16 protein-coding genes are annotated in these 14,444 nt (G+C 69.5%); 2 read left to right on the top strand and 14 right to left on the bottom strand.

Annotated features, from left to right (window positions below):
* Positions 1 to 10: 10 nt before the first annotated feature.
* The 3 genes from STRNI_RS04505 to STRNI_RS04495 all read right to left on the bottom strand — a co-directional run bounded on the left by STRNI_RS04505 (position 11) and on the right by STRNI_RS04495 (position 2,581).
* Positions 11 to 460, bottom strand: a complete 450-nt coding sequence (locus tag STRNI_RS04505) for a hypothetical protein (RefSeq protein ID WP_026170126.1) — start codon at positions 458 to 460, stop codon at positions 11 to 13.
* Between the two features lie 221 nt (positions 461 to 681).
* Positions 682 to 1,542 carry a lysozyme gene (locus STRNI_RS04500; protein ID WP_159484517.1) on the bottom strand — a complete coding sequence of 287 codons (861 nt, stop codon included), beginning with the start codon at positions 1,540 to 1,542 and terminating at the stop codon, positions 682 to 684.
* Positions 1,543 to 1,927: 385 nt separating this feature from the next.
* Positions 1,928 to 2,581, bottom strand: a complete 654-nt coding sequence (locus STRNI_RS04495; RefSeq protein ID WP_018092458.1) for a transglycosylase SLT domain-containing protein — start codon at positions 2,579 to 2,581, stop codon at positions 1,928 to 1,930.
* Between the two features lie 706 nt (positions 2,582 to 3,287).
* Here STRNI_RS04495 and STRNI_RS04490 point away from each other — a divergent pair.
* Entirely contained in the window at positions 3,288 to 3,491 is a 204-nt protein-coding gene (locus STRNI_RS04490; protein ID WP_262041754.1) for a hypothetical protein, read from the top strand.
* 167 nt (positions 3,492 to 3,658) lie between these two features.
* On the opposite strand, the gene STRNI_RS04485 is transcribed toward STRNI_RS04490, so the two are convergent.
* The 7 genes from STRNI_RS04485 to STRNI_RS04455 form a co-directional block, all read right to left on the bottom strand.
* Positions 3,659 to 4,378, bottom strand: a complete 720-nt coding sequence (locus STRNI_RS04485; protein WP_277410587.1) for a transglycosylase SLT domain-containing protein — start codon at positions 4,376 to 4,378, stop codon at positions 3,659 to 3,661.
* Between the two features lie 477 nt (positions 4,379 to 4,855).
* Positions 4,856 to 5,704 (bottom strand): SRPBCC family protein, encoded by an 849-nt coding sequence (locus STRNI_RS04480; RefSeq protein ID WP_277410586.1) that lies wholly within the window; start codon positions 5,702 to 5,704, stop codon positions 4,856 to 4,858.
* Positions 5,701 to 6,018 (bottom strand): ArsR/SmtB family transcription factor, encoded by a 318-nt coding sequence (locus tag STRNI_RS04475; RefSeq protein WP_159484511.1) that lies wholly within the window; start codon positions 6,016 to 6,018, stop codon positions 5,701 to 5,703. The genes STRNI_RS04480 and STRNI_RS04475 overlap by 4 nt, the downstream gene beginning before the upstream one ends.
* A 59-nt stretch (positions 6,019 to 6,077) precedes the next feature.
* Positions 6,078 to 6,977, bottom strand: coding sequence for an alpha/beta fold hydrolase (locus STRNI_RS04470; protein ID WP_277410585.1), 900 nt, complete (start codon positions 6,975 to 6,977; stop codon positions 6,078 to 6,080).
* A 60-nt stretch (positions 6,978 to 7,037) separates the two neighbouring features.
* Positions 7,038 to 8,276: a beta-ketoacyl-[acyl-carrier-protein] synthase family protein gene (locus tag STRNI_RS04465; protein WP_277410584.1), complete on the bottom strand. Its 1,239-nt coding sequence runs from the start codon at positions 8,274 to 8,276 to the stop codon at positions 7,038 to 7,040.
* Positions 8,273 to 8,506, bottom strand: a complete 234-nt coding sequence (locus STRNI_RS04460; RefSeq protein ID WP_018092464.1) for an acyl carrier protein — start codon at positions 8,504 to 8,506, stop codon at positions 8,273 to 8,275. The genes STRNI_RS04465 and STRNI_RS04460 overlap by 4 nt, the downstream gene beginning before the upstream one ends.
* Positions 8,507 to 8,776: 270 nt before the next feature.
* Positions 8,777 to 9,238: a MarR family winged helix-turn-helix transcriptional regulator gene (locus tag STRNI_RS04455; protein ID WP_018092465.1), complete on the bottom strand. Its 462-nt coding sequence runs from the start codon at positions 9,236 to 9,238 to the stop codon at positions 8,777 to 8,779.
* A 128-nt stretch (positions 9,239 to 9,366) separates the two neighbouring features.
* Here STRNI_RS04455 and STRNI_RS04450 point away from each other — a divergent pair, with 128 nt between their 5' ends.
* Positions 9,367 to 9,777: an organic hydroperoxide resistance protein gene (locus STRNI_RS04450; RefSeq protein ID WP_018092466.1), complete on the top strand. Its 411-nt coding sequence runs from the start codon at positions 9,367 to 9,369 to the stop codon at positions 9,775 to 9,777.
* A gap of 57 nt (positions 9,778 to 9,834) precedes the next feature.
* On the opposite strand, the gene STRNI_RS04445 is transcribed toward STRNI_RS04450, so the two are convergent.
* The 4 genes from STRNI_RS04445 to STRNI_RS04430 are packed head-to-tail and all read right to left on the bottom strand — an operon-like array spanning position 9,835 to position 14,342.
* Positions 9,835 to 11,226 carry a GH1 family beta-glucosidase gene (locus STRNI_RS04445; RefSeq protein ID WP_277410583.1) on the bottom strand — a complete coding sequence of 464 codons (1,392 nt, stop codon included), beginning with the start codon at positions 11,224 to 11,226 and terminating at the stop codon, positions 9,835 to 9,837.
* Positions 11,223 to 12,116 carry a carbohydrate ABC transporter permease gene (locus STRNI_RS04440; protein WP_018092468.1) on the bottom strand — a complete coding sequence of 298 codons (894 nt, stop codon included), beginning with the start codon at positions 12,114 to 12,116 and terminating at the stop codon, positions 11,223 to 11,225. The genes STRNI_RS04445 and STRNI_RS04440 overlap by 4 nt, the downstream gene beginning before the upstream one ends.
* Positions 12,109 to 13,029: a carbohydrate ABC transporter permease gene (locus STRNI_RS04435; protein WP_277410582.1), complete on the bottom strand. Its 921-nt coding sequence runs from the start codon at positions 13,027 to 13,029 to the stop codon at positions 12,109 to 12,111. The genes STRNI_RS04440 and STRNI_RS04435 overlap by 8 nt, the downstream gene beginning before the upstream one ends.
* Positions 13,026 to 14,342, bottom strand: a complete 1,317-nt coding sequence (locus tag STRNI_RS04430) for an ABC transporter substrate-binding protein (RefSeq protein ID WP_277410581.1) — start codon at positions 14,340 to 14,342, stop codon at positions 13,026 to 13,028. Before STRNI_RS04430 ends, STRNI_RS04435 begins: the two co-directional genes overlap by 4 nt.
* Between the last annotated feature and the right edge of the window lie 102 nt (positions 14,343 to 14,444).

Raw genomic sequence — 14,444 nt, 5'->3', positions numbered from 1 at the left:
TCGTGGACGATCAGTGGTGGGTCACCACACCGGCCGCCATCCGGCCGCAGTTGGAGCCGGAAACACTGACGCTGACCGACTCGATCGCGCCGCCCCAGTCCACACAGATGCCCTTTCCGGGCAGGTAGACGGGGCCGGCGTAGGAGGTGTACTGACCGCTGTCGTAAACCCAGTCCGAACTGCCGTCGGTGGCCGTGAGATAGGTGTACATGTACACCCGCTTACCGGGGCTGTTCCGCACCGTCACGACACAGTTCTTTCCGGTCTTTGCGCTGTACGTCAGGTACACGGTCCCCTTTCCGGTGACCGGTACGGAATTCACTACGCTGTAGCCGCTTCCGCAGGCTCCGTTGTACGCGGCGGCCTTGGGCGCGGCGGACGCGGTGGTGGCCGTCGCCATCGTGGCGATACCGGCCATGGCCAGCACTGCGGATCCTGCGATGGCACGAGAACGCTTCATGGAATACCCCCCGTTGGGTGAAGTGCGTCGCGTGGACATTTCGCAGTGTTGGACAGCGGCCGGCCATGGATGGTTGTACCGCGGCGCGAATTCGTTGCCGTGCCGCAGGAGTTGTCCAAAAAGGCCTCCCGCCGTCGCCCGCGGCCGCGGGGGCGAACGGAAAAACGGCCGGTCCCCGGCGCCTGAGCGGGCGCGCCGGGGACCGGCCGTTGCGTGTGGGGTCAGTGGCCGTTCGCGAGAACCTTGAGGCGGGTGTACGAGCCGTTGAAGCGGTTACGGTCGCCGACCCGGTGGCCCGAGGAGGTGTGCTGCCAGATGCTGTGGTACTGCCAGCCGGCCGGCAGCGAGCCCACGGACGAGCCGTAGCGCGGGATCCACAGCGGGTTCGTCCTGCCGAACTTGCCGGAGTTGCCGGTGCACCGCTTCCACCAGTTGGTGGAGGTGTAGATGACCGCGTGACGGCCGGTCTCCTCCCGGTAGGTCCGCACGAAGTCCTGGATCCACCTGACCATCGCCTTGTGGCTCTTCCCGTAGCAGGTCGCGCCGTAGGGGTTGTACTCCATGTCGAGCGCGCCGGGCAGTGTCCTGCCGTCCCTGGACCAGTCGCCGCCGTGATCGGCGAAGTACCGCGCCTGGGAACCGCCGCTGGAGTGGTCGGGCAGCGCGAAGTGGTAGGCGCCGTGGATCATGCCGGATTCGTACGAGCCCCTGTACTGCTGCGCGAAGTACGGGTTCGTGTAGCTGGTCCCCTCGGAGGCCTTGACGTACGCGAACCGCACCCCGGACTTACGCAGTGACGACCAGCCGACCTTGCCGTTGTGGCTGGAGACATCGACGCCGGCCACGGCCCGGTGACCCGACGCCCGCGGCTCGGCACCGCCGGCCCGGTCGCCGCCCTCGTGGGCGATGATGGTGGAACCCATCCAGTCCTGTTCGGGGTGGGCGGGTCTCTTCTCGGCATCCGACGCCGTGGCGGAGCCGGTCAGCGCGAGGGGCAGCGCGAGCACGGAGAAAAGAGAAACGAGAGTTCCGGCCGCAAGGGGGACTGTACGGCGGGCCGGACCGGATCTGCGCAAGGGCATCGCATGCCTCCGAAGGCCTTCGGTTGAGTCAGGTTCGGCAGCTTTTGAGCAGAATCCTGCCGATAAGAGACATATACGCAGAACCGCCTGACTCTATGGCCCAACAGACCGTCAGTCCGCCGACCGGCCCTGCATCTCACCCGTCCGGCGGGCGGAAACGGCCACTCACGCCCCCGGCCCGGCCTCCGGGTCGTACGACAGAGCGAAGCGGGCCCCGGCACTGCCGGGACCCGCTCCACCGCGCAGCGGCGAACGCGCCATTCCGCCGCTTCGCAAGCTGCTCTATGCCGAGCCTGCCGGCTCGCTTGTGTGATCCGTCATGTCCCTGGCCTCATCTGGCAGGGCCGGCCTCGGGTGCCCATGACGGCTCTTCGGCCGCATCGGCTCAGTAGGCCGAGTCGACGTTGTCGATCGAGCCGTAACGGTCGGCCGCGTAGTTGGCCGCGGCGGTGATGTTGGCGATCGGGTCGGTGAGCTTATCGGGGGTACCGGCCACGTGGTAGGCGTCGAACGTGGGCTGGATCACCTGGAGCAGGCCCTTGGAGGGCGTGCCGTTGACGGCGTTGACGTCCCAGCCGTTGACGGCGTTCGGGTCACCGGCGGACTCCCGCATGATGTTGCGGTGCAGGCCCTCGTAGGAGCCGGGGATGCCCTTGGCCTTCATGATGTCCAGCGACTCGCGGATCCAGCCGTCCAGGTTGTTCGGGTAGTCCTTGACGGCCTCGCGCTCGGCGGAGCGGTTGGCGGCCTGCTGGGCGCTGTGCTGCTTCTCCACGGCGGTGACCTTCACGTGGTCGGCGACCGAGGCGGTCACCGGGCGGCCGGTCTTGGCGTCGTCGGCCTTGGCCGGCTGGCCCTTCGCGCTGACGGGCTTGACCGCGGCGGGGGAGTGCTCAGAAGCGGCCTGAGCGGTGTCCGGAGCCGAGGTGAGGGCCAGGCCCGAGGTGGCACCCGCGGCGGCCAGAACGGCCACGGCGACCTTGTGGGTGCGGGTGATGCGGGTGATACGGGCAGCGCGGGGCAGGGTGAAGCTAGGCATGCAGAGTGACCTCTTCCAGGTACTGGGGACGGGGAGGCGGCCTTTTTTGGCGGCGCGTTACGTACCGGAGGTCTTTGCTGCGATCGCCTTGGGGCGTGATTCGCAAACTCGCTCTCGGTGCGTCGGAATCCATGGTTAACGCCGGTCCCGAATCGAGGCAATGGTGCTCTGTACTACTCATCTTCGTGAGATAAACCCTGATCTTCGAATGGATAAGCGTCCCCGGCGGTGTTGGCCCGGAATGGGCGCATGGCTATCGACTAAGCAGCTTCGTAAGTGACGTACATCGCGTGCCTCGGGTCACCCGATAACGGCATCGAAGGCCGCTTGGCCCCCCTCTATAAGTTGCCTGGCTCACAGCCGAATTAGCGCTCTCCGGCACCGGTCCGGGCGCCGGCGGCAGCCGATTTATCCGGGTGCCGGCCCGATGTGACGGTGGGGGAATCGTCAAATGTGGTGAGGGGCACTGTGGCCGGGGCCAAAAGTGCGCCAATTGTGCCCTGATTCACTATCGGCCACGGCCGGCAATTACGGCGGCGCGGTGCGGGAGAAGAGCGGACCGGCTCGGCCGTTGGTGAGAGCTCCACTACGGCAATACGGCGGTGCCGCTGGTCCGTTCGCAGCAGCGCCCGGAGCTGTCGCATGACTCCGGGACCTCCGCCCGCGGAAGGTGGCACCGCACACCGTCACCACTCACCGTAGGGACATGCTGATGCTCCGTCGTATTTCCGTTGTTCTCACCGGTCTTCTGGTCACCGGCTTCCTCGCGACCGGCGCTGCCGCCGCGGCACCGGTCGATGGCCGTCACCAGGACCGGCTCACGGCCAAGGAGCGGCAGGGACTCCGCATCGCCGGCGACGTCCTCGACGTGCTCTTCGGCGAGGGCCTGCCCCGGCGCGACCGCTACTGACCGGCGGCGCCGGGCGCTTGATGCCCGGCGCCGGTGCCACACGGCAAAACGGCAGTGGCCCCGCCCGCGGAATGCGGGCAGGGCCACTGCCGTTGCTGTGCTCGGGGCCGCACGGCGGCACCCGTATCAGTCTGCTCCGACCGCGCTGACGGTCGTGTCGCTCCGGCTCAGTAGGCCGAGTCGACGTTGTCGATCGAGCCGTAACGGTCGGCCGCGTAGTTGGCCGCGGCGGTGATGTTGGCGATCGGGTCGGTCAGCTTATGGGGGGTGCCGGCGACGTGGTAGGCGTCGAAGGTCGGCTGGATCACCTGGAGCAGGCCCTTGGAGGGCACGCCGTTGATGGCGTTGATGTCCCAGTTGTTGACGGCGTTGGGGTTGCCGCTGGACTCCCGCATGATGTTGCGGTGCAGGCCCTCGTAGGAGCCCGGTATGCCCTTGGCCTTCATGATGTCGAGCGACTCACGGATCCAGCCGTCAAGGTTGTTCGCGTAGCGCTTGGGGGTGGCCTTGGGCGCCTTGGGCGCCTTGGGGGCCTTGGGGGCGGCCTTCGGCGCGACGAGGGCCTTGCGCTCGACGGAGCGGTTGGCGGTCTGCTCGGCCGCGTGGTTCTGCTTCTCGGCAGCGGTCCCCTTGAGGCCGGCGGCGACGGACGAGGCGACCGCACGGGCCTGCTTGCCGTCGTCGGCCCGGTCCTTCGCGGTCATCGGCAGGCCGTTGGCGCTGACCGGCTTGACCGCGGCCGGCGCGTGGGCGGCGGTGGTCTCGGCGCCGCTCGGCGCCGCGGTGGCCACCAGGGCGGCGGCGCAGCCAGCGGTGGCCACCAGGGCTGCGGAGACCTTGTGCGTGCGGGTGAGGCGGGCGGGGCGGGGCAGGGTGAAGTTGGGCATGCGGATGTGACCTCTTCCAGAGCTTTGTGGCGGGGGAAACGGCCTTCGGTTGGCGCGTGAGGACCGAGGGTCATTGCCGCGTTTCGCCGCTCCGGCTGAGATCGCGGACTCGTTCTCGGTGCTACCCGGAACATGGTTAGCGCGGGCCCAGGATGGTGGCAAAGATGCCTTGTACTACCTATCTTCGTGAGATAGGGCGAGATGTCCGTTGTAAATACCGTGAATCGCGGTGTGCGCCGGGAAGGGCATCGACTAGGAATGCTCGTACGTGACGTACGTCTCGTGCCCGGCATCACGCGGCACGGACGCCGCATTCCGCTCCACGGCACCGCGGAGTTGCCTGGCTCACACGGTGAAGAGGCAATTCCGCAACGGGCCGCCGGCCGGTCGGCAACGCCGGGGAGCTCCCATCGCGCGCGCCCCCTATGGGCTCCATAGGGGGCGCGAGAATGCGGCGGTAAAGGGGGAAGCGGTAATTCAGTCCGCCAGCAGTCGCGCGGCGAGCTGCTCGATGCGGTCGTGCCACGCATCCAGCGCGGCGTCCGTGTCAAAGCCCTCCGGCCCGGTCTGGGTGAGGACGAGACGGGGGCCATGGCCGGTGCCCTGGCCCAGCTCCCAGCGGACCGTGCCCTCCGGATGCCAGCGGTACGCGAGCGCCAACGGGGCCGTGACCTCGGTGACGGGCCCGGCCGGCGCCTGCCGGCTGGTGAAGCCCTCCGGCGCCGGCGCCCCCGCGGCAGGCTCGTCTCCCGAGGTCAGCGCCGCCCAGACGGCCTCGGCAGGCCGTACGAGCTGGCGCTCGAAGCGGACCCGAGGGCCCGCCGCGGTGTCCTCGACCACCCCGCGCCCGAGATCGAACTGCTCCAGATACGCCTCGTGCAGCTCGCCCGCGTCGCGCTCGACGTGGGTCGAGTCGCCGTCGAGCAGCTGCGACAGCGCGGTGAGGCACAGATGCCAGCCGGAGGCGAAGCTGGCGCCGCCGAACCGGTCGCCGAAGGTGTGCACCAAAACCAGCAGCGAGCCGTCGCCGTCCGGGGTGATCTCCCAGCGCAGATGATCCTCGCCCCAGGTGAAGGCGAACAGTCGGGGCTCCTCGGCGTCGGTGACCGTACCGGTCATGGCGATGCCGCTCACCCCGGGCATGGCGAAGGTCATCGCTCCGCCCGGGCGGAGCTCCACAGTGACCTCGGAGGGGAACCACTGCCCGAGGTGCGCCGGGTCGGTGATCGCCGACCAGACCTTCGCCGGCGGATGGGCGAGCCTGCGCTCCATGCGCAGCGCGGTGCGGCCGTCGGCGGTGGTGAGGGTGTCGGAGTGCGGGTTCATCGGGGGTCGTCCTCCATGGCGTCGAGGTGCCGTTCCAGCGCGTCCAGGCGACCGGTCCACAGATGCCGGTAATGCGCGAGCCAGGCGTCCAGCTCGGCCAGGGGCTCGGGCCGCAGCTCGTACCAGCGGCGCTGGGCGTCCTGCCGGACCTGGACGAGGCCGGCCTCGCGCAGCACCCGGAGGTGCTTGGAGGTGCCGGGCTGGCTCAGCCCGAGCTGCTCCGTGAGCTCGCCGACCAGCCGCGGGCGCTCCAGCAGCAGGTCGAGGATCTTGCGCCGGCTCGGCTCCGCGAGAACGTCGAACGGTAGGGTCATGGCCTCAGCATGCCACTTGGGTTATATAGCTGCAAGGGAATGTTGCCGAGGTCCAGGGCTCACACACATGCCGGATCGGCCGGCGACGGCTCCTCGCGCACCACCGGCGCGAGGCAGGGCGCCGAGCTCAGCGGTTCATCGGTGAAGAACCGGGCCGCCAAGTCCGCCACCTCCTGCGGGCGTTCGAGCACCACCCAGTGATCGGCATCGGGAATCGTCAGAAAGCGGCTGCCCTGGATGGTGGCCGCGAAGTCCCGCTGCCGGGCCGGGGAGGTCACCGTGTCGTGCTCACCGCTGAAGACGAGCGTGGGGACATCGGTCAGGCCGCCGGAGAAGTCCGGCCGGTCCGAGATCCCGCGGCGCAGCGAGTCGACCGCGTGCCGGGAGTTCCGGGCCGCATGCAGCATCGAGCGCCGGACATAGCGGTACGCCAGCTTCCGTCGGGCGACGTGCCGACGGTCGTCGAGGCACATCAGGCCCTGGGCGACCAGGGTGGCGAAGGCCTCGGTGTCGCCCTGCGCGAGATGATCGGAGGCCCGGCGCCACAGCTCGACCTGGGCGTCGCTGATGTGCGCCGGAACCCCGCCGAGGGCGAGCCGCGCGATGCGGCCGGGGAACCGCCGGGCACACCCGTAGGCCAGACCCGCCCCGTACGAGAAGCCGAAGAGGTTGATCCGCGGGACCTCCAGATCGTCGACGATGCGCTCGATCGCCGCGCACACGACATCGATGCTCGGCCCCGGAGGGAGCGGGTCGGCGCTGCCCATGCCCGGCAGATCGGCGGTGACCACGTCCGCCACCGGCCCCACGTGATCTTCCATCTGCGGCCAGCCGTACATCCCCTGCAGTGCGCCGCCCAGCACCAGAACGGGCTCGGTGATCCGCTCCGGCTGCCGCAGCCGCCGGTAGGAATAGGACACCCCGTGCACCGACAAAGAGCGGATCATTTCCTCGGACATGGCAGATTCCTTCTCGGGGCACCGGCGGGCGGGGCGCGCCGGCAGGGGCGCGCGGTGGGTCTAGCGAGTCAGTACGAGCGCGGCATTGTGCCCGCCGAAGCCGAGCGACGTCTTGACCGCGCAGTCGAACGCGGCCTGCCGGGCCTCCGTGCGCACGATGTCGATCGGGATCCGCGGATCCGGTACCTCGAAGTTGGCGGTCGGCGGCACCAGCTGCTGTTCCAGGGCGAGCACGGTGAGCGCGGTCTCGATCCCGCCGGCGGCGCCCAGCGCGTGCCCGGTCATCGCCTTGGTCGAGGTGACCAGCGGGTGATCACCGAGGACCCGCCGCAGCACCGTGGCCTCGACGCGGTCGTTGACGACCGTCGAGGTGCCGTGCGCGTTGACATGGCCGACGTCCCGGCCCTGCACCTGCGCGTCCGCCAGCGCGATCCGCAGCGCCCGCTCGATGCCGTTGCCCTCGGGGTCCGGGGCCACCGCCGCGTAGGCATCGCTCGACGCGCCGTAGCCGCGGATATGGGCGCGGACGGGTGCCCGGCGGGCGCTCGCGTGCTCGGGCCGCTCCAGCACCAGGAGCCCGGCGCCCTCGCCGACCACGAAGCCGTCGCGGCCCGCGTCGAAGGGCCGGCAGGCCGCGGCCGGATCGTCCCGGCGGGTGGAGACCGCCTTCATCTGGCAGGCGCTGGCGATCAGCAGCCGGGACAGCACCGACTCCGCCCCGCCGGCGAGGGCGATATCGCAGACCCCGGCGCGCAGCAGCTGGTGTGCGGTGCCCAGGGCGACCGTGCCGGAGGAGCAGGCCGTCGCCACGCCCATGCTGGGGCCCTGTGCGCCGATGTCCATGCAGACGCTGCTGGCGGCACTGTTGACGACGGTCAGCGGGGCGAGCTTGGGGGAGACACGGCGGGCGCCACGCCCGGCCATCGCGACATGCTGCTGGTCGTAGAACGGCAGCCCGCCGTGCGCGGAGCCGATGACCACCGCGACCCGGCTGCTGTCCCAGGACTCCGGGTCGAGCCCGGCATCGGCGAGGGCCTCGCGGGCGGCGATCACCGCCAGCTGCGAGAAGCGGTCCATCAGCCGCTGGGTGGCCACACCGAGCAGCTCGGTGGTGTCCAGATCCGGGATGGTGTACATGAAGTCGCAGGGCAGATCGGCGAGTTCTTCCTGGTGGGTCACTCCGCCGGGCATCGTTTCCTGGGTGACGGAGTGCCAGGTGGCCTTCGCCCCCACGCCCGCCGCGGTCACCAGCCCCAGTCCTGTTACGGCCGCGGAGAACGGCTCCTGGCGGGCCGTCATGCCGGAACGTTGCCGTCGACGGCCGCCACCAGCTGGCCCACGGTGTTCCGCGGGGTCAGCGACACCTCGTCGAGGTCGATGTCCAGCCGCTCCTCGATGAGGACGCGGAGCTCCTCCAGTGCCAGGGAGTCCAGGCGCAGGCTGCGCAGCGCCGTCTCGTCGGTGATGTCGGCCGGGGGAACCCCGAACCGCTGGACCAGCAAGGTGTTGACAACTTCTGCCGCATTCACGTGGCGCTCCTCCGCTTGTCGTAGGCGATGCTGCCAACCGCGTCGTGGGCGGGATATCACCGGCGGCTCCGGCTGGTTTGACCACCCTTTATACGCCTTTGTACCGATGACTCCCCAACCTTGGTAGCTCAATGGGGTGATGAGCGACCAGGGTGGAGAATGCGTCCGCACCTCGCCTTGCGGACACCGCGGAAAGCACCTACGTACGTAACGCCGCGGACCGCCGAGAGGTACGGGGCGGACGTCGGCGGACTCGGGAACCGCCCGGGGTCAGGCCTCGTCGAGGGCGCTCGTGACCCGGCCCAACAGGCCCTGGAGCGTGCGCAGTTCCTCGATCGTGAGGCCGGTCGCGGCCAGCATCCTGCGGGGGACCGGCAGGGCCGCCTCGCGCAGCTCGTCGCCGGCGGGGGTGAGGTGGATGGTGACCGACCGCTCGTCCTCGGTGCTCCGTTCGCGGCGGACCAGACCGGCCGACTCCAGGCGTTTGAGCAGCGGGGAGAGGGTGCCGGAGTCCAGCCGGAGCTGTTCGCCGATGGTTTTGACCGGCTGGGAGCCGTGCTCCCACAGGACCAGCATGACCAGGTACTGGGGGTAGGTCAGGCCCAGGCCCTTGAGGGCGTCGCGGTAGACGCCGCCGAAGGCGCGTGAGGCGGCGTGCAGGGAGAAGCAGACCTGGTGGTCGAGGCGGAGCAGTTCGGCGTCGGGTACCGGAGGCCTGGTCGCAGGGGTCATGGACCCAGGTTAGCTCGCCGAGCCATTTAGTTGTGCACAACTGAGTTGCGCGCAATTTGGATGTGTGCGACTGTGATGGGCATCGGGCGGCCGGGGAACGGCCGCCGCGCTATCGAAGGGGAACCGTGATGGACGCGCTGTACACCGCTGTCGCCACCGCCAATGGCCGCGAGGGCCGGGCCGTCAGCTCCGACGGCAAGATCGACCTGGCCCTGGCCATGCCCCCCGAGCTCGGCGGCAACGGCGCCGGCACCAACCCGGAGCAGCTCTTCGCCGCCGGATACGCGGCCTGCTTCGCCAGCGCGATGGGCAATGTCGGCCGGCAGATGAAGATCGACACCAAGGACGTCTCGGTCACCGCCGAGGTCTCCATCGGCAAGGACGACACCGGCTTCGGGCTGGCCGTCGTCATGCGGGTGGAGCTGCCGGAGACCCTCGCGGGCGAGACCGGACGGCAGCTGGTCGAGGCCACGCACCAGTACTGCCCGTACTCCAAGGCCACCCGCGGCAACATCGAGGTCGAGCTCGTCATCGAGTAGGGGCGCGGCGCCCGGCGGACCGCGTCTGTGGGGGCCGGTCCGCCGGACGGGTGCGGCTCAGGACGTACGCGGGGTGCCGCGGCGCGGATGGCTGCGGATCAGCTCGGCGTAGTGCCTGCCGCTGTCCTTGAGGGTGCGGGCCTGTGTCGCACGGTCGACGTGGAACAGGCCGAAGCGCTTGTCGTAGCCGTAGGCCCACTCGAAGTTGTCCATCAGCGACCAGGCGAAATAGCCGGCGAGCGGGGCGCCCTTACGGGCCGCGCGGACGCAGGCGGCGATATGCCGGTGCAGATACTCGGTGCGCTCGGGATCGGCGACGGTGCCGTCGGGGCGGAGCACGTCCGGGTAGGCGGAGCCGTTCTCGGTGACATGGAGCGTGCGCGCTCCGTACTCCCGGGTCAGCCGCAGCAGCAGGGTCTCGATGCCGTCCGCGTCGACTTCCCAGTCCATGCCCGTGCGGGGGACCCGCGGCCGGCGCACCGGTCGGGCGAACGGCGGCGGGCCGGCAGGCTCGGCGGCGACCACGACCGGGAAGTAGTAGTTCAGCCCCAGCCAGTCCAGCGGCTGCGCCATGGTCTCCGGATCACCGGCGCGCTCCGGCAGCTCTACCCCGTACACCTCGCGCATGTCCGCCGGAAAGCCGCGGCCGTGCACCGGATCGAGCCACCAGCGGTTCGTGTGCCCGTCCATCCGCCGGGCCGCCGCGGCATCGGCCTCGGACCCGGTGGCGGGCTCGACGGTGCTGAGATTGTTGACGATGCCGATCCGGGCGGCCGGCGCCGCGGCCCGGATCGCCTGGACGGCCAGACCGTGTCCGAGCAGCAGATGGTACGAGGCGCGTACCGCCGCCGTGAGATCCGTGTGGCCGGGGGCCATCAGCCCTTCGAGATGGCCGATCCAGGCCGAGCACAGCGGCTCGTTGAGCGTGGCCCAGTGGGCGACGCGGTCGCCGAGCTTCCCGGCGACGACCCCGGCGTACGCCGCGAAGTGCTCGGCCGTCTCCCGTGCGGGCCAGCCGCCGCGGTCCTGGAGGGCCTGCGGCAGATCCCAGTGGTAGAGGGTGGCGAAGGGGGCGATGCCCGCTTCGAGGAGCCCGTCGACGAGCCGGTCGTAGAAGGCCAGTCCCGCGGCGTTGACCGGGCCGTCACCGTCCGGCCGGATCCGCGGCCAGGCGATCGAGAACCGGTAGGCGCCGACGCCCAGTTGACGCATCAGACCGATGTCCTCGCGCCAGCGGTGGTAGTGGTCGCAGGCCCGGTCGCCGGTGTCGCCGTTGTCGATCCTGCCCGGGGTGTGTGCGTAGGTGTCCCAGATGGAGGGGGCGCGGCCGTCCTCGGCGACCGCTCCCTCGATCTGATAGGCCGAGGTGGCCACGCCCCAGGCGAAGTCGTCCGGCAGGGCGGCGAAGTCGATCCGGTCGCTCACGGAGTTCCTTTCGGCGGGGGTCATTTGACGGCTCCGGCGGTGAGACCGGCGACCAGATAGCGCTGGAGCAGCAGAAACCCGGCGACCACCGGGACGCTGACGACCAGGGAAGCGGCCATCACCTGGTTCCAGTAGACGTCGTTCTGGGTGGCGTAGCCCTGCAGGCCGACCGAGAGGGTGCGGGTGGTGTCGTTGGTCATGACGGAGGCGAACAGCACCTCGCCCCACGCCGTCATGAAGGCGTACACGGCGACCGCGATGATCCCGGGGAGCGCGGCCGGAACCACGACCCGGAAGAGCGCGCCGAGCGGACCGCAGCCGTCCACGTACGCGGCCTCGTCCAGCTCGCGCGGCACCGAGGCGAAGTAGCCGGTCAGCATCCAGATGGAGAAGGGGAGGGAGAACGTCAGATAGGTCAGCACCAGCCCGCCGCGGGAGCCGTAGAGGGCGACACCGGTGGTGTTCCCGATGTTGACGTAGATCAGGAAGAGCGGGAGCAGGAAGAGGATGCCCGGGAACATCTGCGTGGACAGGACCGTGACGGTGAAGATCCGCTTGCCGCGGAAGCGGTAGCGGCTCACCGCGTATGCGGCGAAGACCGCCACGACCACCGAGCAGACGGTGGCCGAGCCCGCCACGATCAGCGAGTTGAGGAAGTACCGGGCCAGCGGAACCGTGTGCCAGATGTCGAGGTACGGGCGGATGGTCAGCTCGCTCGGCAGCCAGCGGAAGGCGCCGGAGACGTCCTCCAGGGGCTTGAGCGAGCTGCTGAGCATCACGTACACCGGGAGCAGCACGAAGCCGGTCAGTGCGGTGAGGAAGATCCGCCGGGTCCAGAGGAAGGCGCGGGGCGGAGCGGTGGGGGAGCGCCTGCGGCCGGCGGTGCGGGGCGCGCGGGCAGCGGGGCTAGCCATCGGATTTCCTTCCGCGCGAGGTGGCCAGCAGATAGCCGGCCGTCACCACCAGCAGGAAGAGCAGCAGCAGGACGGACATGGCCGAGCCGGTACCGAAGTTCCAGGTGACGAAGGAGGACTGGTAGATGTGGATGGAGAGCAGATCCGCGGCCTCCGGGGCGGCCTTCCCGAACAGCACATACGGCGTGTTGAAGTCGTTGAAGCTCCACAGGAAGAGCACCAGGAGCAGCACCTGGTTGATGGGCCGTAAGGACGGCAGGGTGATCCGCCGGATCTGCCGCACGATGCCCGCGCCGTCGAGCGCCGCCGCCTCGTAGAGGTCCTTGGGGATGCTCTGCAGCGCGGCCATCACGACGAGGAACGCGAACGGCCAGGTCTTCCAGACGGAGACCACGAGCAGTGCGAGGAAGCTGTTGTCGCCGAGCAGCCAGAAGGGCCGGTCACCGGTGAGTTGCAGCTGGTCGTGCAGCACATGATTGACCAGGCCGTTGTCCCTCTGGAAGAGGAAGGCCCAGGTGATGACCGCGGCGTAGACCGGCAGTGCGTACGGGGTGAGGAAGACCGCCCGCAGCAGGCCGCGGCCCCGGAAGTTCTCCTGCAGGAAGATCGCGGCCGCGGTGCCGAGGAGCCAGCACAGGCCCACCGTCAGCAGGCTGAACGCACAGGTGACGACGAACGAGTGCAGCAGTGTGGCGCCGACCGGGGCGTCGAAGTCCACGGTGACGCGGTAGTTGCCCAGTGCCTTCCAGGGGGCCGCGCCCCAGTGGGCGATGTGGAGCTGGGTCAGTTCCTTGAAGCTCATCACGATGCCGATGACCATCGGGACGAGGTGGACCAGCAGCTCCAGAAGCAGGGCGGGGAGCAGTAGCAGATAGGGCAGGCCGACACGGCGCAGCCTGGTGAAGCCCCTCATTGCGCCATCTGCTGCTGGGCCTTGGCCAGCCGCGCCTTGACCGATGCGGTGGTCACCGGATGGCCGGCGGCCGCGTCGGCGAACAGGTCCTTGACGGCGGTGCCGACGGACGTCTCGAACTGTGACTCCTCGGCGATCTGGGGGAGCGGCGCGGCGCTCCTGATGAGCGTTTCGCGCAGCACCCTGGTGTCCTTGCGGTTGAACGCCGGGTCCTGCTGGGCGGCCTTGACGGGCGGGATGGAGCCGTAGGTCTTGTTGAGCAGTCGCTGTTCGGTGTCGCTCGTCATGAACTTCACGAACTTCCGCGCGCCCTGGAGATTGCGGGTGTTCTTGAAGACGGCGATGTTGATGCCGGCGAGCATGGAGTTGATCTGCCGGCCGGTGCCGGGGGTGCCGGACGGGACGGGGACCGGGGCCACGCCCCAGTCGCCGGGCTTCATCCCGTCGGCAGCGAAGGTGGTGGCCGCGGCCTGCCACAGCACCATCGCGGTCCTGCCCGTGGCGAAGTCCCTGAGCGACTGGTTCTGTCCGTACTCGGCGTTGCCCGGGGCGATGATCTTGTCCTTGGCCATGAAGTCGATGTACTGCTTGACCGCCGCGACCGCGCCGTCCGAGGTGAAGGTGGGCTTTCCGGTCCTGTCGAAGAAGTCGGCGCCGTGCTGTTTGCCGAGGGCGAAGGCCTGGTGGATGTTGTTGGTCAGCTGGCCGCCCTCGGCGCCCAGGCCCCATTTGCCGTCCTTGGAGATCCTCTTGCCGTCCGCGACCAACTCGTCCCAGGTGGCCGGGGGTTTGCTGATCCCGGCCTCCTGGAACATCCGCTTGTTGTAGTAGAGCGCGTAGGCCAGTGAGTACAGCGGTACCGCCGCCGGGTCCTTGCCCGCCGCACCCGTCGCCTCCAGGGCCGGCGCCAGGAACCGGTCGCGTCCGCCGATCGCGTCGAGGTTCTTCCGGTCCCAGGGGAGCAGCGCCCCGGTGGCCTGGAGCGAAGCGGACCAGGTGTTGCCGATGTTGAGCACATCGGGGCCCTGGCCGGACGTGGTGGCGGCCAGGATCCGGTTGAGCAGCTCGGGCCAGGGGATGACCTCAAGCTTGACCTTGATCCCGGTCTGCCGCTCGAACTTCCTCAGCTCGGGGCCGAGGATCTTCTTGTCCGCCTCGACGTTCGGCCCCTGGTTGGACGCCCAATACGTCAGCGTCCCGGGGGAGTCGTCGCTGCCACCGTCGTCGAAGCTCGTCCCACCGCCGCATCCGGCCGCCACGACGGCGAGTGCGGTAACGGTGGCGGTGACGGTCGCGGCTCGGAGTATGCGCATGACGGATACGCCTCTCTCTGAGGAGTCCGAAGGCCGGCCATGTTCACTTCCTGAACAGCCTCATGGCTTAACTTAGGGTGTGAGTTAAAGCCCGAGGGAAGG

The sequence above is a fragment of the Streptomyces nigrescens genome, assembly GCF_027626975.1.
GTDB classification, from domain to species: domain Bacteria; phylum Actinomycetota; class Actinomycetes; order Streptomycetales; family Streptomycetaceae; genus Streptomyces; species Streptomyces nigrescens.
This window is presented reverse-complemented; position numbering and strand designations above follow the sequence as displayed.

Bases quoted from the DNA above. Each gene is read 5' to 3' on its own strand.
- STRNI_RS04465 (WP_277410584.1), bottom strand. From the start codon at position 8,276: ATGACGGCCCGCCAGGAGCCGTTCTCCGCGGCCGTAACAGGACTGGGG.
- STRNI_RS04490 (WP_262041754.1), top strand. From the start codon at position 3,288: ATGCTGATGCTCCGTCGTATTTCCGTTGTTCTCACCGGTCTTCTGGTC.
- STRNI_RS04470 (WP_277410585.1), bottom strand. From the start codon at position 6,977: ATGTCCGAGGAAATGATCCGCTCTTTGTCGGTGCACGGGGTGTCCTAT.
- STRNI_RS04475 (WP_159484511.1), bottom strand. From the start codon at position 6,018: ATGACCCTACCGTTCGACGTTCTCGCGGAGCCGAGCCGGCGCAAGATC.
- STRNI_RS04435 (WP_277410582.1), bottom strand. From the start codon at position 13,029: ATGAGGGGCTTCACCAGGCTGCGCCGTGTCGGCCTGCCCTATCTGCTA.
- STRNI_RS04500 (WP_159484517.1), bottom strand. From the start codon at position 1,542: ATGCCCTTGCGCAGATCCGGTCCGGCCCGCCGTACAGTCCCCCTTGCG.
- STRNI_RS04450 (WP_018092466.1), top strand. From the start codon at position 9,367: ATGGACGCGCTGTACACCGCTGTCGCCACCGCCAATGGCCGCGAGGGC.
- STRNI_RS04430 (WP_277410581.1), bottom strand. From the start codon at position 14,342: ATGCGCATACTCCGAGCCGCGACCGTCACCGCCACCGTTACCGCACTC.
- STRNI_RS04480 (WP_277410586.1), bottom strand. From the start codon at position 5,704: ATGAACCCGCACTCCGACACCCTCACCACCGCCGACGGCCGCACCGCG.
- STRNI_RS04495 (WP_018092458.1), bottom strand. From the start codon at position 2,581: ATGCCTAGCTTCACCCTGCCCCGCGCTGCCCGTATCACCCGCATCACC.
- STRNI_RS04445 (WP_277410583.1), bottom strand. From the start codon at position 11,226: ATGACCCCCGCCGAAAGGAACTCCGTGAGCGACCGGATCGACTTCGCC.
- STRNI_RS04485 (WP_277410587.1), bottom strand. From the start codon at position 4,378: ATGCCCAACTTCACCCTGCCCCGCCCCGCCCGCCTCACCCGCACGCAC.
- STRNI_RS04455 (WP_018092465.1), bottom strand. From the start codon at position 9,238: ATGACCCCTGCGACCAGGCCTCCGGTACCCGACGCCGAACTGCTCCGC.
- STRNI_RS04440 (WP_018092468.1), bottom strand. From the start codon at position 12,116: ATGGCTAGCCCCGCTGCCCGCGCGCCCCGCACCGCCGGCCGCAGGCGC.
- STRNI_RS04505 (WP_026170126.1), bottom strand. From the start codon at position 460: ATGAAGCGTTCTCGTGCCATCGCAGGATCCGCAGTGCTGGCCATGGCC.